At 42.6% G+C, this 19,411-nt stretch carries 19 protein-coding genes; 14 read left to right on the top strand and 5 right to left on the bottom strand.

Features of this window, described 5'->3' with window-relative positions:
* Positions 1-33: 33 nt before the first annotated feature.
* Together ACSBQP_RS17845 and ACSBQP_RS17840 are read left to right on the top strand one after the other, a co-directional pair.
* Positions 34-882 carry a YtnP family quorum-quenching lactonase gene (locus ACSBQP_RS17845; RefSeq protein WP_394157553.1) on the top strand — a complete coding sequence of 283 codons (849 nt, stop codon included), beginning with the start codon at positions 34-36 and terminating at the stop codon, positions 880-882.
* Between the two features lie 73 nt (positions 883-955).
* Positions 956-2,653 carry an NAD-dependent malic enzyme gene (locus tag ACSBQP_RS17840; protein WP_435028684.1) on the top strand — a complete coding sequence of 566 codons (1,698 nt, stop codon included), beginning with the start codon at positions 956-958 and terminating at the stop codon, positions 2,651-2,653.
* 40 nt (positions 2,654-2,693) lie between these two features.
* Here the strand turns inward: ACSBQP_RS17840 and ACSBQP_RS17835 are convergent, their stop codons facing one another.
* The gene (locus ACSBQP_RS17835; RefSeq protein WP_003217759.1) at positions 2,694-3,008 is read right to left on the bottom strand and encodes a PepSY domain-containing protein; all 315 of its coding nucleotides are present in this window, start codon (positions 3,006-3,008) and stop codon (positions 2,694-2,696) included.
* Between the two features lie 199 nt (positions 3,009-3,207).
* On the opposite strand from ACSBQP_RS17835, the gene ACSBQP_RS17830 reads away from it, so the two are divergent.
* Positions 3,208-4,281: a M42 family metallopeptidase gene (locus tag ACSBQP_RS17830; RefSeq protein WP_035391095.1), complete on the top strand. Its 1,074-nt coding sequence runs from the start codon at positions 3,208-3,210 to the stop codon at positions 4,279-4,281.
* Between the two features lie 43 nt (positions 4,282-4,324).
* Here ACSBQP_RS17830 and ACSBQP_RS17825 read toward each other — a convergent pair whose 3' ends face one another.
* On the bottom strand, positions 4,325-4,771 hold the full coding sequence (locus ACSBQP_RS17825; RefSeq protein ID WP_007501817.1) for a YtoQ family protein: 447 nt from the start codon (positions 4,769-4,771) through the stop codon (positions 4,325-4,327).
* A gap of 200 nt (positions 4,772-4,971) precedes the next feature.
* Here ACSBQP_RS17825 and ACSBQP_RS17820 point away from each other — a divergent pair, with 200 nt between their 5' ends.
* From ACSBQP_RS17820 to ccpA, 11 genes are all read left to right on the top strand, one after another.
* On the top strand, positions 4,972-6,000 hold the full coding sequence (locus ACSBQP_RS17820; protein ID WP_435028682.1) for a PTS transporter subunit IIC: 1,029 nt from the start codon (positions 4,972-4,974) through the stop codon (positions 5,998-6,000).
* Entirely contained in the window at positions 5,987-6,307 is a 321-nt protein-coding gene (locus tag ACSBQP_RS17815; protein WP_003217665.1) for a thioredoxin family protein, read from the top strand. The genes ACSBQP_RS17820 and ACSBQP_RS17815 overlap by 14 nt, the downstream gene beginning before the upstream one ends.
* Positions 6,308-6,325: 18 nt before the next feature.
* Positions 6,326-7,138, top strand: coding sequence for a DUF1444 domain-containing protein (locus ACSBQP_RS17810; RefSeq protein WP_008343044.1), 813 nt, complete (start codon positions 6,326-6,328; stop codon positions 7,136-7,138).
* Between the two features lie 16 nt (positions 7,139-7,154).
* Positions 7,155-7,760 carry a YtpR family tRNA-binding protein gene (gene ytpR, locus ACSBQP_RS17805; protein ID WP_035702057.1) on the top strand — a complete coding sequence of 202 codons (606 nt, stop codon included), beginning with the start codon at positions 7,155-7,157 and terminating at the stop codon, positions 7,758-7,760.
* 196 nt (positions 7,761-7,956) lie between these two features.
* Positions 7,957-10,710: a DNA translocase FtsK gene (locus ACSBQP_RS17800; RefSeq protein ID WP_435028681.1), complete on the top strand. Its 2,754-nt coding sequence runs from the start codon at positions 7,957-7,959 to the stop codon at positions 10,708-10,710.
* A 302-nt stretch (positions 10,711-11,012) separates the two neighbouring features.
* Positions 11,013-12,311: a UDP-N-acetylmuramate--L-alanine ligase gene (gene murC, locus ACSBQP_RS17795; protein WP_076822439.1), complete on the top strand. Its 1,299-nt coding sequence runs from the start codon at positions 11,013-11,015 to the stop codon at positions 12,309-12,311.
* A 223-nt stretch (positions 12,312-12,534) separates the two neighbouring features.
* Entirely contained in the window at positions 12,535-12,951 is a 417-nt protein-coding gene (locus ACSBQP_RS17790; protein WP_017367864.1) for a DUF948 domain-containing protein, read from the top strand.
* Positions 12,952-12,980: 29 nt separating this feature from the next.
* Positions 12,981-13,451: a YtxH domain-containing protein gene (locus ACSBQP_RS17785; RefSeq protein ID WP_017358316.1), complete on the top strand. Its 471-nt coding sequence runs from the start codon at positions 12,981-12,983 to the stop codon at positions 13,449-13,451.
* 30 nt (positions 13,452-13,481) lie between these two features.
* Positions 13,482-13,805: a bacillithiol system redox-active protein YtxJ gene (ytxJ, locus tag ACSBQP_RS17780; protein WP_041507651.1), complete on the top strand. Its 324-nt coding sequence runs from the start codon at positions 13,482-13,484 to the stop codon at positions 13,803-13,805.
* Between the two features lie 413 nt (positions 13,806-14,218).
* Entirely contained in the window at positions 14,219-15,295 is a 1,077-nt protein-coding gene (locus ACSBQP_RS17775) for a bifunctional 3-deoxy-7-phosphoheptulonate synthase/chorismate mutase (protein ID WP_017358315.1), read from the top strand.
* Between the two features lie 450 nt (positions 15,296-15,745).
* Positions 15,746-16,747 (top strand): catabolite control protein A, encoded by a 1,002-nt coding sequence (gene ccpA / locus ACSBQP_RS17770; protein ID WP_008343056.1) that lies wholly within the window; start codon positions 15,746-15,748, stop codon positions 16,745-16,747.
* 42 nt (positions 16,748-16,789) lie between these two features.
* On the opposite strand, the gene ACSBQP_RS17765 is transcribed toward ccpA, so the two are convergent.
* The 3 genes from ACSBQP_RS17765 to ACSBQP_RS17755 are packed head-to-tail and all read right to left on the bottom strand — an operon-like array spanning position 16,790 to position 19,259.
* Positions 16,790-17,950, bottom strand: a complete 1,161-nt coding sequence (locus ACSBQP_RS17765) for an acetoin utilization protein AcuC (protein WP_046526505.1) — start codon at positions 17,948-17,950, stop codon at positions 16,790-16,792.
* Complete coding sequence (locus ACSBQP_RS17760) at positions 17,947-18,588, bottom strand: CBS and ACT domain-containing protein (protein WP_008343059.1); 642 nt, start codon at positions 18,586-18,588, stop codon at positions 17,947-17,949. The genes ACSBQP_RS17765 and ACSBQP_RS17760 overlap by 4 nt, the downstream gene beginning before the upstream one ends.
* 38 nt (positions 18,589-18,626) lie before the next feature.
* The gene (locus ACSBQP_RS17755; RefSeq protein WP_046344236.1) at positions 18,627-19,259 is read right to left on the bottom strand and encodes a GNAT family N-acetyltransferase; all 633 of its coding nucleotides are present in this window, start codon (positions 19,257-19,259) and stop codon (positions 18,627-18,629) included.
* Positions 19,260-19,411: the final 152 nt, after the last annotated feature.

The raw sequence follows: 19,411 nt of genomic DNA, 5'->3' as shown, positions 1-19,411 counted from the left end.
TTTGCTACGATAGAAAAAGGAGGGATGACAGCAATGGAGACAATGAAAATAGGTGAAATGGAACTGTTCTGGTTAAATGGGGGAGATACACACATGGATGGCGGTGCCATGTTTGGCGTGGTGCCAAAGCCATTATGGTCAAAAAAATACCCTGTGAATGATCGAAATCAAATTGAATTACGGTGTGATCCAATGCTCATACGGTGGAACGGTCTTCATCTGTTAGTAGATTCCGGCATCGGATCAGGGAAGCTGACAGAGAAACAAAAACGCAATTATGGCGTCACAGAGGAAACGAAAATAGAAGAATCACTTGCGGCTCTCGGTTTGCGCCCATCTGATATAGATTACGTCTTAATGACTCATCTGCATTTTGATCATGCAAGCGGGCTGACAAAACGTGAAGGCGAAGAGCTCGTGTCTGTTTTTCAACAGGCAAAAATCATCACGTCCAAAATTGAATGGGACGAAATGAGAGCGCCGAACATCCGCTCAAGAAATACATATTGGAAAGAAAATTGGGAGCCTGTTGCCGATCAAGTCATGACATTTGAAGATAGCATTGAAGTAACAGAAGGCATTCGCCTGCATCATACAGGTGGACATAGCGATGGGCATAGCATCTTAACGCTCACAAGTCAGGGAGAAACAGCTATTCATTTAGCGGATATCATGCCGACACACGCACATAAAAACCCGCTTTGGGTCTTGGCATACGATGATTATCCAATGACCTCGATCCCGGCGAAGCAAAAATGGCAGGCATTCGCCGAAGAAAACAATGCATGGTACTTGTTTTATCATGATGCCATCTACCGTGCTGTAAAGTGGGATGAAGACGGGGCAATGACCCATGAGATCAAAAGAGAAACCGGAAGATAAAAGATCATCTGTATGTTTTTTCGCCTTTCACACAAAATAACGACAAAATGAACTTGTGAAAGGAAGAGTGCAGGTGAATCAATTTTATCGTGTACATGGTGATGTCATCGAGACACCGTTAAGAGGGATCGAAGTCATGTCTGTCCCTTATTTAAACAAAGGGGTCGCATTTACAAAGGAAGAGCGGGAAGAGCTTGGGTTAAAGGGATTTCTGCCGCCGAAGGTGTTAACACTAGAAGATCAAGCAAAGCGTGCATATGAACAGTTCAAAGCACAGCCAGACGCACTTGGGAAAAATGTTTATTTAACTGCGCTTCATGACAGAAATGAAGTGCTCTTTTATAAATTATTAAATGAGCATTTGGCAGAAATGCTGCCGATTGTTTACACACCGACCGTAGGAACAGCGATTCAGCGTTACAGCCACGAGTATAGAAAGCCAAGAGGAATTTATTTATCCATTGATGACCTAGAAGGAATGAAAGAAATTTTTGCATCTTACGGAGTGGATGAATCAATTGATCTCATTGTCGCAACAGATGCAGAAGGAATTTTAGGCATCGGCGACTGGGGTGTAGGCGGAATCGCCATTTCAGTCGGGAAGCTGGCTGTTTATACAGCCGCAGCAGGTATTGATCCTAGCCGTGTGCTGGCAGTGGTGCTTGATGCTGGAACCAACCAGGAAAGCCTTTTAAATGATCCGCTTTATGTGGGAAATCAGCACTCCCGCGTTCGAGGAGAGCGCTATGATCAGTTTATTGATCAATATGTTGAGCTTGCCCGTGCGACTTTTCCAAATGCACTTCTTCACTGGGAAGACTTCGGTACAAAAAATGCGCGCGCCATTTTGGAAAAATATAAGGACCGTATTTGTACATTTAATGATGATATTCAAGGAACTGGAGCCGTCTCACTTGCTGCCGTTCTGGCTTGTGCAAAAGCATCGAAGGTTCCGCTGAAAGATCACCGAATCGTGATCTTTGGAGCAGGTACAGCAGGGATTGGTATAGCCGAGCAAATTCGTGATGCCATCGTGCGAGATGGTGTCAAAGAAGAGGAATCATATGATCATTTCTGGTGTATTGATAAAACGGGACTGCTCACAGATGATTCACCTGACATTCAGCCATTCCAAAAGCCGTATGCAAGACGTTCTGATGAAGTGAAGGATTATGCACGTAATGGTCCAAAGCATTCAATTGATTTGTTAGAGGTCGTGAAGCAGGCGAAACCTACGATCTTAATTGGTACCTCAACTGTAGGTGGGGCATTTACAGAGGAAATAGTGAAAGAAATGGCGTCACATGTAGAGCGGCCAGCGATTTTACCGATGTCAAACCCGACACCTCTTTCAGAGGCAAAGCCGGAAGATCTCATTGAGTGGACAGAAGGACGTGCGCTTGTCACAACGGGAAGCCCGTTTGATCCCGTTGAATATGGCGGTGTGACATATGAAATTGGGCAGGCAAATAATGCCCTTGTGTTTCCAGGGCTTGGTCTTGGAACGATTGTGTGTAAAGCCCGCCTCATGACAGACAGCATGTTTGTTGCGAGTGCTGAAGCGATTGCGAGCATGGTCAATGTCGGAAAACCGGGTGCTGCGATGCTTCCAAGTGTTGATCAGCTCAGAACAGTTTCAGCGACAGTGGCTGTCCGTGTGGCACAAGCAGCGATTGACGAAGGAATTGCGGAAGAAACCCCTGATGATCTCATTCAGGCTGTGCAAGACGCCATGTGGCACCCTGTATACAAAAAAATCAAAGCCATCTAAAAAAAGCTTCGCAAGGACTTGTCTTTGCGAAGCTTTCTTATTAAGCAACAGAATCAATGACATCAACGATCATGCCTGTTTTTGCATCAATCATGACTTCATACTGTTCAAGCTCGCCAAAGGCGGAGCGTGTAATACCAGATTTGTACACATCAATCGTTTCACCATTTACGGTATACGGTTCTGGTACAGTATAAATCCAAGAGCCATCAATCGGGCCGCGCTGTTTAAAAGCAGATTTCACAATTTTTAACGCTTTTTCAGACGAGATATACGTCGGGAAAAAGACTTTCTTTGCAACAATTGCAGCGGCTACGCCAATACTCGCACCAATCAGAACATGTTTTAACTTCAACGTGCTGCACCTCCGTATTGCTGTTTTTTCCATTATACAAAACTTGTCCAGCGATGTTAAGAAATCCGAATACTTGAAAGCATATTCAAAATTTCTGGAGAGATACTTGGAAAACCGAAAGAATTCTTATAGTATAAAGTGAGTGTTATTTTTATAGGAATTTATATGGTCATTACATAGAAATGAGGGTAACTGTCAAATGAACGAAGAAACAATGTCGCTTTTCCGAAATTTAACAGAATTACAAGGGACTCCAGGTAATGAGCACCATGTGCGTGCTTTTATGAAAAAGGAACTTGAGAAATATTCCGATGAACTCATTCAGGATCGTCTTGGCGGAGTGTTTGGTGTCCGCAAAGGCCCAGAGAACGCGCCGAAGATTATGGTGGCTGGTCATATGGATGAAGTCGGCTTTATGGTGTCATCCATTACGAAAAATGGAATGATTCGTTTTCAAACACTTGGCGGCTGGTGGAGTCAAGTGATGCTTGCGCAGCGAGTGGATGTTCATACGGATCACGGGCCAATTCCGGGCGTTGTATCGAGCACACCTCCGCACCTTCTGACACCAGAACAAAAAAGCAAACCAGTAAAACCGTCAGATATGCTGATTGATATTGGTGCAGACAGTGAAGAAGAAGCGAAAGAGCTTGGCGTTCGCCCAGGGCAGCAAATCGTTCCTGCAACGGTCTTTACCCCAATGGCCAATCCGAAAAAGATTTTAGCCAAAGCTTGGGATAACCGCTATGGGTGCGGACTTGCCATTGAATTATTGAAAGAATTAAAAGACGAAGCTCTTTCATGTCAGCTATATTCAGGCGCAACCGTCCAAGAGGAAGTAGGGCTCAGAGGGGCTGAGGTAGCTGCGAATATGATTAAACCGGATCTGTTCTTTGCTCTAGATGCGAGTCCTGCAAATGATGTGACGGGAGACAAATCACAATTTGGCCAGCTTGGAAAAGGTGCACTTCTTCGTATTTATGATCGCACGATGATTACGCACCGAGGCATGAGAGAATTTGTCCTCGATACAGCCGAAACAAACAATATTCCATATCAATATTTCGTATCGCCAGGCGGTACGGATGCTGGACGTGTTCATATCTCAAATCAAGGTGTACCGTCTGCTGTTATTGGTGTATGTGCGCGTTACATTCATACAAGTCACTCTGTCTTGCATGTGGATGATTATGCAGCGGCAAAAGAATTAATTGTTCGTCTTGTGAAAAATTGTGATCAAAGCACGGTGGATTCGATTTATCAACAAGTGTAAACGATAAGAAAAAGGCTGCCTCATTAAGAGCACAGCCTTTTTCTTATTCCTGTTCAAACACGTATGACAACGCCTTAATCGCTTGATTCACTGTTTCGACAGTGATATTTGCTTTGTTTGATAATTCCTTTAGGGGATGATGTAATTCTTTAGGACGAATCAAAATAAGGGGTTTCCCTTTGGCGATGGCAGAAGAAGCATCCATTGCCGTGTTCCACTGTTTATATTTCTCACCAAAGCGGGCGATGACAACGTCTGCCTTATTTAATAATAGTTCGGTGCGGAAATTGTTCAAATCAGAAGCCGCATCGTCTTTCAAGATGGCATTTGGCTGCCCGCCTAAAATATCTTCTCCGATGTTATCTGATCGGTCATGATTCTCCATTGGACCAACAAACGTTACTGGTAGTTTCAACGACTGGCTTTTTTCCTTAATTTCATCGCGCCACTGGCTATGAATTTCTCCAGCTAAATAAACCGTTAATTGCATAACAATCTCCTCCTTGTGCACAAACTTAGTAAAGGTTTGCCCTGTTTCTTTTCATGTTACACAAGAAGTGCTTGATAAAGCAAAAAAAATATGATTATGATATTCATGGTAGAGACTATTTTTCATCGTAAGAAGACTACATATAATGGGAAGGACAGGCCTCTTCGTCTTTCCTATGAGAAAGCAGGAAGACGACGTTGATGACTTATTTAAAAAGAAAGGGTATTTCCCTTTCGCCAAAGGTGTATTTTATTGATGCACTCTCTTATATGGCTTTAGGTCTATTTGCTACATTAGTGGTAGGGCTGATTTTAAAAACAGCAGGCGGCCTGTTATCATTTCCTCTCATCGTGGAAATGGGAACGCTCGCTATGGGGCTGATGGGACCAGCAATTGGCGTAGCGGTTGCTTATCGCTTAAACGCTTCTCCTTTAATTATTTTCGCAAGTGTTGTTTCAGGTGCCGCTGGAGCAGAGCTTGGGGGACCCGCTGGAAGCTTCGTGGCTTCTCTCATTGGTGTGGAATTAGGCAAACTGCTCAGTGGTGAGACAAGAATTGATATTATTTTAACGCCGCTTGTGACCATTATCACAGGTTTTCTCACCGCTGCTTTCATCGGCCCTGGGATTCAGGCGGTGATGACAGGGCTCGGCAGGCTGATCGTATGGGGGACTGATCAAAGTCCACTCATCATGGGCATGCTGGTTGCAACCATTGTTGGACTTGCTCTTAGCTCACCGATTTCAAGCGCTGCGCTTGCGCTGATGCTTGATTTAAGCGGTCTTGCTGCTGGTGCAGCAACGATTGGCTGCTGCGCTCAGATGGTCGGCTTTGCTGCTGCAGGATTTAGAGAAAATCGTTTTGGCGGTCTTGCTGCGGTAGGCATTGGAACATCAAAACTACAGCTGTCGAACATTGTGAAAAATCCGCTCATTCTCATTCCGCCGACGATTGCAGGACTGATTCTTGCGCCAATTGGTATCATTGGCTTTGGGATGGTCAATAATGCGGCAGGAGCGGGTATGGGAACGAGCGGTCTTGTCGGCCAGCTCATGACACTCACAGTCATGGGATTTCATCCTTCCGTTTTCCTCGCTATTGCTCTCTTGCATATCGTTGGCCCGGCAGTGATTAGTTTGGTAGTATCAGAATGGATGAGAAAGAAAGGCTATATACAATTCGGAGATTTAAGTATACAAACTGGAGGAATCAAACATGAAAAAAATTGAATCAAACGAAGAATTACAAAAAGTGATTCAAGAAGACTTAACCGTATTACTATTTTCAGCTGACTGGTGCCCGGACTGCACATTTATTGAGCCGTTTTTGCCAGAGCTTGAAGCAAACTATCCAGAATTTGAATACTTCTATGTGGATAGAGATCAGTTCATCGACACTTGTGCAGAGTGGGAAATTTACGGAATTCCAAGCTTTTTAGTCTTTAAAAACGGACAAGAGATCAACCGTTTTGTCAGCAAAGATCGTAAGACAAAGGAAGAGATTGAAGCATTTTTAACAGATTCTCTTTCTAAATAACGAAAGGAGAGTCTTATCATGGCGAAAATGACATCAAGACAGCTTGCCAATCAATTGAAAAGCCGTCTGACGAACGACAGCTGGACCCACCAGTTTGACAGGGAAAAAGATACGCTTCGTGTGGAAGATAAACATACAGGAAAGGGCATCACGCTTGAGCTCCCGCCGATTATTGCAAAGTGGGAAGTAAAGCCTGATGAAACACTGGATGAGATCGTTTATTATGTGAAAGAAGCGCTCAGCGCTATGAAAGGTGAAGCGCAGCACATCTCAGGTAAAGAGAAGCATATTTATCCGGTCATTCGTTCAACGTCCTTTCCAGAAACATCGAGTGATGAGATTCCGCTCGTTTTTGATGAGCATACAGCAGAGACAAGAATCTACTATGCACTTGACCTTGGAAGCACCTACAGATTAATTGACGAGAAGATGCTGCAAAAGGAAAACTGGACAAAAGAACGAATCAGAGAAACCGCAAGTTTTAACGTCCGTTCACTAAAGACTGTCGTGAAAATGGATGAAGTGGCGGGCAACCGTTTTTATTTCTTCCGTGCAAACGACGGGTACGATGCAAGCAGAATATTAAATGAATCGATTTTACAAGAATACGCGCAAAAAGTAGAGGGGCAAATGGCTATTTCCGTTCCCCATCAAGATGTGTTCATCATTGCAGATGTACGCAATGAATCAGGCTATGATATTTTAGGGCAAATGTCGATGAGCTTCTTCGCCAGCGGCACGGTTCCGATTACGGCCTTGTCATTTTTATATGACGAAGGCAAGCTTGAACCGATCTTTATTCTTGCAAAAAGCAGACCAAAACAGCAGTAGAAGGGAATTTTGAAGAATGAACGTTTTTTATAATGCAGAAGGTGTCGGCGACACACTCCTTATTTCATTGAAAGATGTAACAAGAGAAGAAGTAGGTCATGAAACGTTTGGAGATGTCGTAAGAATCTTCAATCAAGACACAAAAGAAACAACAGGTTTTAATATTTTCAATGCATCTACTTACATGAAAATTGAAGAAAACGGATCTGTACCGCTTTCTGAAACGCTTGTTCAAGATATCAATGAAATTTTGAACCGCAACGGTGTCAGTGAAACATTAACAGTTGATCTATCACCTAAGTTTGTGGTCGGTTATGTGAAGGAAAAAGAAAAACATCCGAATGCAGATAAACTGAACATTTGCCAAGTAGATGTTGGCGATGAAACCTTACAAATCGTGTGCGGTGCACCAAACGTTGATCAAGGTCAATATGTTGTGGTTGCAAAGGTCGGTGCTGTGATGCCGAGCGGTTTGGTGATCAAAGATGCTGAACTAAGAGGTGTTCCTTCAAGCGGAATGATTTGTTCTGCAAAAGAATTAGATCTTCCGAATGCGCCTGCTGAAAAAGGAATCCTTGTTCTAGAAGGAAGCCACCAAGCTGGCGAACCATTTGAAGCGTAACCTCCCATAAACGGGTACAAATGAGCGAAGAATGTGTTATACCAAAAGTCACTAAGTACGTACTTAGTGACTTTTTTTCATCTACAGACAGCATGAACAGCAAAGCGTAGCACTTTTCTCGCTTTTCTGCATGAAAAAGCAATGGTATACTAAAAATCGCCCAAGAAAACGTAAGGGGAGTTAAAGTGAGTGATAAATGATGAGTTGGTTAGATAAATTTTTTAGTGTATTTTTAGGAGAAGAAAAAAAAGAAGAAAAAGCTGAGAGGCCTGAAACAGGTCCGATTGCACCAAAGCAGCCAGCTGTTGAACAGCATAAAGAATATAAAAAAGTTGAAGATACGAAAGTGTATTATGAATATCCAAAAGGCAATTTCCGCTTTCCTCTCGTTCCAGATGAACCTGCACGTGAGGCAGCAAAGCAGCAAGAAAGAAGGCGCACGCGGCCAAGTCAGCCAAAGGCAAAGCAGACGACCTATCAGCCAAAACAAACGGTGCAGCCTGATCTCAATAAAAAGCCTTTTAAACCAGAGCAAATCCCTTCACCGATCTATGGCTACCACCAGGATATGCGTCCAAAACATGCAGCAGCCAAAGAAGACACATCTTCTGTCAAAATGAAATCGGCAGAAGAAACGTCACAGCGTGTCACACTGTTATCAGAAGAAGCAGAGCGTGAACGGAATGTAAGACAGCAAATGAACATCCCGTCTATACGAAAAGAACAACGGTTGGAAGACATGATGTCAGCCCAAACAGCAGAACAAGGAGAGAAGCAACCTGTCACGACGCCGCTTACTTTGCAAGAGGAACTCGCTTATCAAGATCACGTTCAATCAACGATGGAACGTTTATATGACGAGCCTTTCAGTGAGACAGAGGATCAAGATCAAGCTTTGTCACAGACCAAAGACGATCGGGAAGCATTCTTACATATGGAGCAAGCTGAAGCATCTAACGAGCCTCTAGAGATGGAGCAAGAACAGGCAGTCACCATTGAACAAGAAGAGCCGATGATTCCGCTTGAAGATGATGCTCAGAAAAAAGAGAGCTTTACATTTGAAACAGCTGAAAGCCCATCACCAGCACTCGACATGGAGATAGAAAGCCCAGTAGAAGAAACTGCGATGCTGGAAGAGAAGAACATAGAGGCTATGGAGGAAAGAGCAGAGGCTGCACGGATAGAAGAAAGTCAAGTAGACGTGTCAGCGGTAGCATTTGAACAAGAAGAACCGGTGATCATACAAGATTCGCAAGATGATGATTCCCTGCCGGAAGAAAAATTAACAGATGATGAAGTCATGCCAGTTGAAGAAGCATCAGATGAATTTGCTGACTCTGGACAAGCAGAGATCGCCGGGGATATGGCAGAAGAGCTTGAGGAAACACCTAAAGAAACGCCTGAAATAAAACGTGAAGAACCAAAACCGTCTTCTCCACAGCCAAAGCGCTCAAGCGGTCAAACCTCCACCGTTCCTTTTAACGTCATGATGTTAAAAAGTGATCAGCGCGTGCAAGGACAGAAGAAAACGGCAGATGCACAAGGCTATGTATTTCCGAGTTTAGCTCTTCTAGACGTTCCGCCAGCACAAAAAGAAGAGGACGGAACATGGGTGAAAGAACGGGCAGAACTGCTCAATGCCACACTGAAAAATTTCAATGTCAGAGCAAGTGTTGTTCATGTGACACAAGGTCCTTCTGTTACAAGATTTGAAGTGCATCCTGAACCAGGCGTGAAAGTGAACAAAATTACAAACCTGTCAGATGATATCAAACTCAGTTTGTCTGCAAAAGATATTCGAATCGAAGCGCCAATTCCTGGGAAGAACACGATTGGAATCGAAGTGCCGAACCTTCACAGTAAAATGGTTTTCTTAAGAGAAATGATCAGAAGCAGTGCCTTCAGAGACAATCCATCTCCATTAACGGCGGCACTCGGATTGGATATTTCCGGTCAGCCCGTTGTGGTTGATTTGCAAAAAATGCCGCACGGCTTAATTGCCGGAGCAACAGGTTCAGGGAAAAGTGTCTGTATTAATACCATTCTCGTAAGCCTGATGTTTAAAGCCTCACCTGATGAAGTGAAAATGCTGTTAATCGACCCTAAAATGGTTGAACTGGCGCCGTATAATCACATTCCGCATCTTGTGAGCCCAGTCATTACCGATGCCAAGACAGCGACAGCCGCCTTGAAATGGGTAGTAGATGAAATGGAAAGACGCTACGAACTGTTTGCACACTCTGGTGTGAGAGAAATCAAACGATTTAACGAACTGGTGAAAGAAAAACAAATGGGTGAAAAACTGCCATATCTCGTCGTTGTCATTGATGAGCTGGCTGATTTAATGATGGTCGCACCAAATGAAGTCGAAGAAAGCATTTGCCGAATTGCCCAAAAAGCAAGAGCATGCGGGATTCACTTACTCATTGCGACGCAAAGACCTTCTGTTGATGTCATTACAGGCCTTATTAAAGCAAACATCCCAACAAGAATTGCTTTCTCTGTTTCAAGCCAAGTGGATTCAAGAACGATCATTGATATGGCAGGTGCTGAAAAGCTTCTCGGAAAAGGAGACATGCTGTTCTTAGAAAATGGCTCTGGCAAACCGACAAGGCTACAAGGAAACTTTGTATCAGATCGAGAGATTGATGAAGTGGTAGCGCATGTGAGAAAACAGCGCAAACCTGTGTTCCTTTTTGAACAGGAAGAATTGATGCTCCAAGGCTCTGCCATTACAGACGAAGATGAATTGTTTATGGACGCATGCCGGTTCGCCATCGAGCAAAATAGTGCAAGTACATCCAGTTTGCAAAGAAGATTTAGAATTGGCTACAATCGAGCAGCAAGATTGATTGATATGATGGAACGTGAAGGAATGATCTCTGGGGCAAAAGGCAGTAAGCCAAGAGAGGTCCTCATGACACTGAGTGACTTAGAACAATTGATCTAAACAAACCACTTCATTTTTTTGATAAACATGGTATGATAGCACATAGGTGCAATTTTTGAATTGGACGCTTTTCGCATGCCTGTCTGAACGCTTTTTAATGAAAATGAGCGAAAGCAGGTGTTAGAAATGGGAAAGTTGTCGGATACTAATCATAGTTAATATTGATTAGAATAGGAAGATCGGAAAAAAATCTTTATTTGGAGCTGCGATTTGTGATCAGCTAGAGACAAAAATCACAAGTTGCAAATTGAAATGAGCGTCATATACTGTAAGTCAGATAGACGTTTGTTGGAGGTACAATTATGACTGTTTATCATTTTGTTGGAATAAAAGGGACAGGTATGAGTCCACTGGCCCAAATTCTTCATGATACTGGGTATACTGTCCAAGGATCGGATATCGAAAAACATATCTTTACACAAAAAGCATTAGAAGAACGAAATATTAAAATTCTTCCATTTGACCCAGGTAATATTCAGCCAGGGATGACGGTGATTGCAGGAAATGCATTCCCAGATACACACCCTGAGATTGAGCGTGCTCTTTCTGAAGGGATTCCTGTTATTCGTTATCATAAATTTCTTGGAGAATACATGGATTCATTCACAAACGTTGCAATTACGGGTGCTCATGGTAAAACATCGACAACAGGTCTGCTTGCACATGTGATGCAAGCGGCAAAACCAACTTCCTACTTAATCGGTGATGGATCTGGAATGGGGAAAGAAAACAGCGAGTATTTTGTATTTGAAGCGTGCGAATACCGCAGACATTTCCTCAGCTACCATCCAGACTATGCGATCATGACCAATATTGATTTTGATCACCCTGATTATTTCACGGATATTGATGACGTGTTCGATGCGTTTCAAAACATGGCACTTCAAGTGAAAAAAGCCATCATCGCTTGCGGTGATGACGAGCATCTGCTCAAGATCCAAGCAAAAGTACCTGTTGTGTACTACGGATTCAATGAAGAAAATGATTTCCAAGCACGAAATGTTGTGAAAAACACAGAAGGCACCACATTTGATGTATTTGTACGTAATACGTTTTATGATACCTTCTACATTCCTGCTTACGGAAACCACAATGTCCTTAACTCATTAGCGGTCATTGCATTATGCCACTATGAGGCCATTGATGTAGAGCTCATCAAAGGTGCTTTAACGACATTTGGCGGTGTGAAACGACGCTTTAATGAAAAAGTAGTCGGTGAACAAGTCTTAATTGACGACTATGCGCACCATCCGACTGAAATTGAAGTCACGATCGAAGCAGCTCGCCAAAAGTATCCAGACCGTGATATTGTAGCAGTCTTCCAGCCGCACACTTTCACTCGTACACAGCAATTTTTAAGTGAATTTGCGGACAGTCTGAAAAAAGCAGACTATGTATACCTCTGTGATATTTTCGGTTCAGCTCGTGAAAACATTGGGAAACTAAGCATTGAAGATTTGCGGGAAAAAATTCCGCAAGCCCAATTGATTGAAGAAGAAGAGACATCTGTGCTGAAAACACATGAAAATGCGATCTTGGTCTTTATGGGAGCAGGAGATATTCAAAAGTATCTTCGTGCTTATGAGAAAGTCGCAGTATAATTGCCTGTCAAAAAGTGCCGATTCAATCGGCGCTTTTTTATTTTGAATAAAATGTGACAAAGGGGCTAAATGTGACAAGATGTGCCGCTTTTTTTCGTTCGCTGTGGACAGGAATTGGCGAATAAGTGTAGAATTATTATTCAATCGGTCATTCTAGGCGATGTTTGAATGATACAACGAGAGGGTATTGAATTGAATATGCCCGCAGCAAAGGAGGTATCAGATGATTATTATTCTCTATTTAAGCGTTGCACTCATCGCAATCGCTTTCCTCATTCTTGTCATCTACTTGTCCAAAACATTGAAATCCTTACAGCTGACATTAAAGAATGTCGCATCAACTTTAGAAGGTCTTGAAGGACAGATGCAAGGCATCACCACAGAGACAGCACAGTTGCTACATAAGACCAATCAGCTTGCTGAAGATATTCAAGACAAATCGGCAAAACTTAACACAGTTGTGGATGCGGTGCAGGGAATTGGTGGCTCGATCAACCAATTTAATACAAGCATAAAGCAGGCAGCTGGTGCGGTTTCTTCATCCGTTGAACGAAATCAAGAGAAAGTCACGGATGTGGTAAGCTGGAGTAACGCAGCACTTGAAATCTATAAAAAATGGAAACAGCGTAAACAACAATAATCAACCATTTTCGCATAGGAGGAATAATCATGAGCAAAGACGGAATCAATAGCAAAGACTTTTTGATCGGAACACTTATCGGTGGCATTATCGGTGCAACAACGGCATTATTTTTAGCACCAAAGTCAGGGAAAGAGCTTCGCGATGATTTGAACACCCAAGCGAATGCCCTAAAAGAAAAAACAGATCGTCTCACAACAGATGCAAAGGAAAAAGGCACTGAATATGTGACGATTGCGAAAGACAAAACATCTGAATTGTCTCAGCTCGTAGCAGAGCAGTCAAACCAGATTTTAGACAAAGTAAAAGACATAAAAGATCGTACAGCTGGAAAAGCTAAACAAGTAAAAAGCGAAGCAGAAGATGCTGCAGCAAACATTGCAAATGAAGCTTCAGATGTAGCAGATGAAGCAAAAGTAAGAGCACAAGAAGCAAAAGCAGACATTGAAGACGGCATCAAAGATGTCAAAGCAAAAGTAGAACAATCTACGAAAGGCTAACTCGCTGCTTAAGTTAGGAAGGAGCACATCATGTCTAAACAACTCATAGAAACAGAAGAACAGTTTGATCAACTAACGAATCAAGACGGAACCTTTGTCTTTTTTAAGCACAGTTTGACATGTCCAATTAGCCAAGCTGCTTTTCAAGAGTTTGAAGCGTTTGCGTCAGAACATGAGGATGTTCCTGCTTATTTCTTGCAAATTCAAAACACAAGAGAGCTTTCATCCTATGTGACTGAAAAGTCAGGGATCAAGCACGAAAGCCCGCAGGCACTCATCTTTAGCGATGGCAAAGTAAAGTGGCATGCTTCTCACTCAAGCATTACAAAAGAAGCGCTTGAACATAACATGTAGAAAAACGTCAGCGATTGCTGACGTTCAAGATTGTGGACAAAGGGCTAAAATGAATTTTATTTTAGCCCTTTGTCTTCTTTTCAGCGTGATAGAAAACCTTTGCAGTCTAGGAAGGACGAGCACTGGCACGGAGCGAATTTGTCATTCGTGAGTACCAGCGCGCAGGACTGACAAAGAATGCGAGGGTTTGTCTACCCGCTGAAACGTCAGCGATAGCTGACGTTTTTTTTATAAAAAAGGTTTACTTGCATCAAAAGTATGCTATAATCTTACACATAATACTTTATCGCTTAAAAGCGTTTGGGTAATAAAGAATTTTTTCGTGACAATTCCGAAATCTTTGTTTATAATAAACCCTATTATAAGAGATCAAAAATAAAAAGCGAGAGCGGGCAGAGGAAAGGATGACAAAAATGAGCAACAATGAATTGGAACAATTGAGACAGCAAGCTGATGAACTAAATCTTCAAATCTTAAAACTGATCAATGAAAGAGGAAACATTGTAAAAGAAATTGGAAAGGCAAAAGAAGCGCAAGGTGTCAACCGTTATGACCCTGTCAGAGAGCGCACAATGCTTAATCAAATTCTTGAAGAAAATGATGGCCCATTTGAAAATTCAACGATTCAACATATTTTCAAAGAAATTTTCAAAGCAGGTTTAGAGCTTCAAGAAGATGACCACAGCAAAGCACTTCTTGTTTCTCGTAAGAAAAAACCTGAAAATACAATTGTAAATATCAATGGAGAAGCGATCGGTGACGGAAAACAACGTTTCATCGTTGGACCATGTGCCGTTGAAAGCTACGAGCAAGTTGCAGAAGTAGCGGCAGCAGCGAAACAGCAGGGACTAAAACTTCTTCGTGGCGGCGCATTTAAGCCTCGCACAAGTCCATACGACTTCCAAGGACTTGGCGTAGACGGTCTAAAAATTCTAAAACGTGTAGCAGATGAATACGGTCTTGCAGTTATTAGTGAAATCGTGAATCCTGCTCATATTGAAGAAGCGATTGAGCATATCGATGTCATCCAAATTGGAGCACGTAACATGCAGAACTTCGAGCTTTTAAAAGAAGCTGGATCAGTGAACAAACCAGTTCTTTTAAAACGCGGTCTAGCAGCAACAATTTCAGAATTCATCAATGCAGCTGAATACATCATCGCACAAGGAAATGACCAAATCATCCTTTGCGAGCGAGGCATCCGCACATACGAAACAGCCACAAGAAATACACTAGATATCTCGGCTGTGCCAATCTTGAAACAAGAGACACATTTACCAGTCTTTGTTGACGTGACACACTCAACAGGACGCAGAGATCTACTTCTTCCAACAGCTAAAGCAGCTCTTGCGATTGGAGCAGACGGTGTGATGGCAGAAGTGCATCCAGATCCATCTGTTGCCCTATCTGACTCAGCGCAGCAAATGGACATTCCACAATTCGAAAAATGGTTAGATGCGTTAAGACCACTTGTCAACATTCACGCATAATCATAAATAGAAAAGCCGCCGGATGACAGCCCGGCGGTTTTTTCATGAAAAAATACGATTAAGATTGGCAATGAAAGGAAGAGAGCACATTGCAAGCTAAAAATATGCTTGTTCACAATGTTTTCATTTTTAAAATTCGATAGAATCTGCTAAGATCATTGTCATAGCTGACGTTCGCGACGATTTTTGGTGAAATATGATTCAATTTACAGGTAACAAGCTCATTAAAGTTTGTTTAATTTAGTTATAAAAAGAAAGGGAACGTTTTCATATGAAGAAAAAACGTGTATAATTTCATAAAAGAATGTCATTTTGATGTAGATTGAAAAATTATGTGTCTCTTTTCATCGTTTTAATGACAAATAGGATATTATTTTCCTCGTATCTGACATGTCTCTATCCAATTGGTGAATGCTATAGATATGAAGTGTATTTGAAGGAGTGATTTATGTGAATAATGTTACAATATATGATGTAGCAAGAGAAGCAAACGTAAGTATGGCAACGGTATCACGCGTTGTTAATGGTAATCCAAACGTAAAACCAACAACAAGAAAAAAGGTGCTTGAAGCAATTGATCGTCTCGGCTACCGTCCGAACGCAGTCGCACGAGGCCTTGCAAGTAAAAAGACTACAACAGTTGGGGTTATCATCCCTGATATTTCAAGTATCTTCTATTCAGAGCTTGCACGAGGAATTGAAGATATTGCGACGATGTACAAGTACAACATTATTTTGAGCAACTCAGACCAAAATACTGATAAAGAACTTCATTTGTTAAACACAATGCTTGGCAAACAAGTAGATGGAATCGTTTTTATGGGCGGAAACATTACAGATGTGCATGTGGAAGAATTTAAGCGCTCTCCTGTACCAATTGTACTTGCTGCATCTGTTGAAGAGCAGGCACAAACACCATCAGTCAACATTAACTATGAACAAGCCATTTATGATTCAGTTCAGCTATTAGTTGAAAAAGGACATAAACGAATTGCGTTTGTATCTGGACCAATGTCAGAACCAATTAACTCTATGAGAAAGCTTGCTGGTTATAAGCGTGCGCTTGAAGAAGCTGGTATCGCGTTTGACGAAGCGCTTGTTGCTGAAGGAGACTACTCATATGACTCTGGTATTGAAGCGCTCGCTAATCTGCTTGAGCAATCTGACAAGCCGACGGCTGTGATTGCAGCGACTGACGAAATGGCGCTAGGTGTCATTCATGGAGCGCAGGACAGAGGCGTATCAATTCCTGAAGATTTAGAAGTGATTGGCTTTGATAACACAAGACTATCCCTCATGGTGCGCCCTCAATTGACAACAGTTGTTCAGCCGACTTACGATATTGGCGCTGTTGCGATGAGACTTTTGACAAAGCTCATGAACAAAGAACAAGTAGAAGATCAAATTGTTGAATTACCACATAGAATTGAAGAAAGACAATCGACGAAATAAAAAAGAAAGCAGGCTCACTTGATCAGTGGACGCCTGCTTTTTTTATGCCTTTTTCTTTTCTCGTCGAACAGGCATGAGTGCTTTTTCTACCGTTTGCGCATTTTTTTCTGTAATTTCTGCTCTTCTTGGAATCGGTGGATATAAATCGTCAGGATCTAGCCATGTGGATGGAAGCGGAACAGGTGATTGTTTTTCCCATGCACGAATCCATTCCAGAGGAAGCACATCTGGTGGTGTAATGCCTTTCATCTCAAGCCAAATGTGGCTCCATGCTCTTGGGACGACACGCCAAATATCATAGCCGCCTCCGCCCACAGCGATCCATTTTCCATCACAATATTGATGCGCCAGCTCATGGGCAATTCTAGGAATTTCCTCATATATTTTCATGGTAGCAGATAAATGCGTCAAAGGGTCATAATAGTGGGCATCTGCTCCATTTTGCGTCAAAATGACATCTGGTTTAAAAAAAGCAGCAATCTCTGTCACTGCTGTTCGATAGGCTTCTAAAAATGATTCGTCTTCTGTAAATGCGTCAAGCGGGATATTATATGCATAGCCATAGCCTTTATCATGACCCCTTTCCTGTACTTGTCCAGTTCCAGGGAACAAATAGCGCCCTGTTTCATGAATGGAAACAGTACATACCTCTGGATCATCATAGAAGCTAAACTGTACACCATCGCCATGATGAGCATCGGTATCAATATATAAAATTCTAGCGCCATATGTCTTTTGAATATACTGAATGGCCACAGAGCTGTCATTATAAATACAAAAGCCAGAAGCACGCCCTTTAAATCCATGGTGAAGCCCGCCGCCAAGATTGAGCGCATGCTGCGAATGCCCAAGCATCACTTGATCAACCGCTGTTAATGTCCCGCCAACAAGGAGAGAAGCTGCCTCGTGCATCCCTGCAAACATCGGGGTGTCCTCAGTGCCAAGACCATAACGTTCCCCCTCTGCGGTGGACAGTTTTCCTTCACTTGCTCGCTGTACTGCTTGAATGTAGTCTGCTGTATGGACAAGCTTTAATTCCTCCAGCGTCGCCATACGAGGTGCGACAATCTCATCATCCGTTAACGCCTTCATTTTTTGAAGAAGATCATAAGTTAAGTAGACGCGAAGCTGATTGAAGGGATGATCTTGGTGAAACTGGTACGTTTGAAAAGATGGTGAAAAAACAAAGGTCGCTTCCTTCATTTGATCGTCTGCTCCATAGGCCATAGCACCTTATAGCCTTTTGCACGAATTAGCTTCGTCACATGATCAGCATGCATCGTTTGAAGGCGGAAGACGAGCACTTTAGAGGATTCATTGGCATGTGGGTACACGAGTACACTCAGCATTTGAATATGCTGCTCTTTTAAAATGGACGTAATGTCTGCAAGACCCTCTGTCACTTGCGCTACTTCAACCTCTAAATGTGATCCAGGCTGATCTGCACCTGTTAGTCTTACAAACGTACGAAGTAAATCTGTTTTTGTGATGATCCCTACAAGCTTGCCGCGTCTCACAACGGGAAGACAGCCAATTCCGTGTTCAAAAAAGACACTTGAAATCTCCTCAACGAAATCAAGCGGATGAGCGGTAATCGTCTCTAGCACCATGATGTCTTCAACCGGCCGCTGAATAAAAAGCTGCCTTTTCTCTGTTTCAAAAATACTTGGACTGGCATTTTTAATATCCCGATCTGTCACCATCCCAATGACAGATCCCTGCTCAGATACGATGGGAATATGCCGAATGTGATGTGCACTCATTTTTTGAATGGCTTCTTCAATCGTATCGGTTTTTCGCAGCGTGATCACATCACGCTCCATAATTTGTTCAATCATCATGTTTACCAATCCCCTTTGCCAAAAAAACGAATTGAACGTTAATACATAAAGCGCTGATGGAAGCGAAGACGATCGAAACGCTCGATCGAATCAGGACTTACATTTTTTCCGATCCGTGCCATTAAACAATTGGCTGGATGTGAGCTAATCTCTGGCTCGTCTGTTGCAAACCAGACAAGACCGCCGGCGTTCATCATTTTCTCCATCATTTTGCGGTACTCCCACACGTTTTTCTTCGTCCCCTTTAAATCCCAATGCCAGTAATATTCGGTTGTAATGATAATGTAATTCTCCATTTGCTCATCCATCATGCTCACATCCAGTAAATGCTTGCCAAGTGAACAGCCTCTGAATGGAGGAGCGACTTCAATGGCACCGAGCTCAATTAAATTGTCCATGTTGCCTTCTGACCAGCGTTCAAGCGGATCAGGGTACAAATACGTGACATAGCCTACGACAAGCTCATCCACCCTAGCAATGATAATACGTCCTTCAGGAAGATCTGCTATTTCAACAAGTGCTTGTTTCTGTTCCTCAGGCGTGCGAAATGCCGTTAGTCCTTCATGAAACGTATAGTTCGCAAGCTCTGATGCAGGTACCGGTCCTTCAATCAGGATGGTGCCTGTTTCTCGCTTAATGGTTTTTGAATAATAAGTTTTAGGATGCTCCACGTATCCACCGCCTCAAATTCTAGTGAGTCGTCTCTATTCTATCTTAAATCTTGCAATAATTAAAACGGTTTCATCGGAAGTTTTTTAAAAATTGAGAAAAAAAGTCATCTATACTATAATGGTCATTGTAAACGTATGCAAAGGGGGACTGT

Origin of the sequence: Bacillus sp. G402, assembly GCF_051172515.1 — a bacterium.
GTDB lineage: Bacteria > Bacillota > Bacilli > Bacillales > Bacillaceae > Bacillus > Bacillus altitudinis.
The sequence above is the reverse complement of the archived record's forward strand: the minus strand, read 5'-3'. Positions and strand labels throughout refer to the sequence as shown.

Excerpts from the sequence above, each read along its gene's own strand:
- ACSBQP_RS17830 (WP_035391095.1), top strand. The coding sequence starts at position 3,208 with ATGAACGAAGAAACAATGTCGCTTTTCCGAAATTTAACAGAATTACAA.
- ytpR (WP_035702057.1), top strand. The coding sequence starts at position 7,155 with ATGAACGTTTTTTATAATGCAGAAGGTGTCGGCGACACACTCCTTATT.
- ACSBQP_RS17800 (WP_435028681.1), top strand. The coding sequence starts at position 7,957 with ATGATGAGTTGGTTAGATAAATTTTTTAGTGTATTTTTAGGAGAAGAA.
- ACSBQP_RS17765 (WP_046526505.1), bottom strand. The coding sequence starts at position 17,950 with ATGAAGGAAGCGACCTTTGTTTTTTCACCATCTTTTCAAACGTACCAG.
- ACSBQP_RS17785 (WP_017358316.1), top strand. The coding sequence starts at position 12,981 with ATGAGCAAAGACGGAATCAATAGCAAAGACTTTTTGATCGGAACACTT.
- ACSBQP_RS17825 (WP_007501817.1), bottom strand. The coding sequence starts at position 4,771 with ATGCAATTAACGGTTTATTTAGCTGGAGAAATTCATAGCCAGTGGCGC.
- ACSBQP_RS17790 (WP_017367864.1), top strand. The coding sequence starts at position 12,535 with ATGATTATTATTCTCTATTTAAGCGTTGCACTCATCGCAATCGCTTTC.
- ACSBQP_RS17760 (WP_008343059.1), bottom strand. The coding sequence starts at position 18,588 with ATGATGATTGAACAAATTATGGAGCGTGATGTGATCACGCTGCGAAAA.
- ACSBQP_RS17810 (WP_008343044.1), top strand. The coding sequence starts at position 6,326 with ATGGCGAAAATGACATCAAGACAGCTTGCCAATCAATTGAAAAGCCGT.
- ACSBQP_RS17815 (WP_003217665.1), top strand. The coding sequence starts at position 5,987 with ATGAAAAAAATTGAATCAAACGAAGAATTACAAAAAGTGATTCAAGAA.
- ACSBQP_RS17820 (WP_435028682.1), top strand. The coding sequence starts at position 4,972 with ATGACTTATTTAAAAAGAAAGGGTATTTCCCTTTCGCCAAAGGTGTAT.
- ACSBQP_RS17775 (WP_017358315.1), top strand. The coding sequence starts at position 14,219 with ATGAGCAACAATGAATTGGAACAATTGAGACAGCAAGCTGATGAACTA.
- murC (WP_076822439.1), top strand. The coding sequence starts at position 11,013 with ATGACTGTTTATCATTTTGTTGGAATAAAAGGGACAGGTATGAGTCCA.
- ACSBQP_RS17845 (WP_394157553.1), top strand. The coding sequence starts at position 34 with ATGGAGACAATGAAAATAGGTGAAATGGAACTGTTCTGGTTAAATGGG.
- ytxJ (WP_041507651.1), top strand. The coding sequence starts at position 13,482 with ATGTCTAAACAACTCATAGAAACAGAAGAACAGTTTGATCAACTAACG.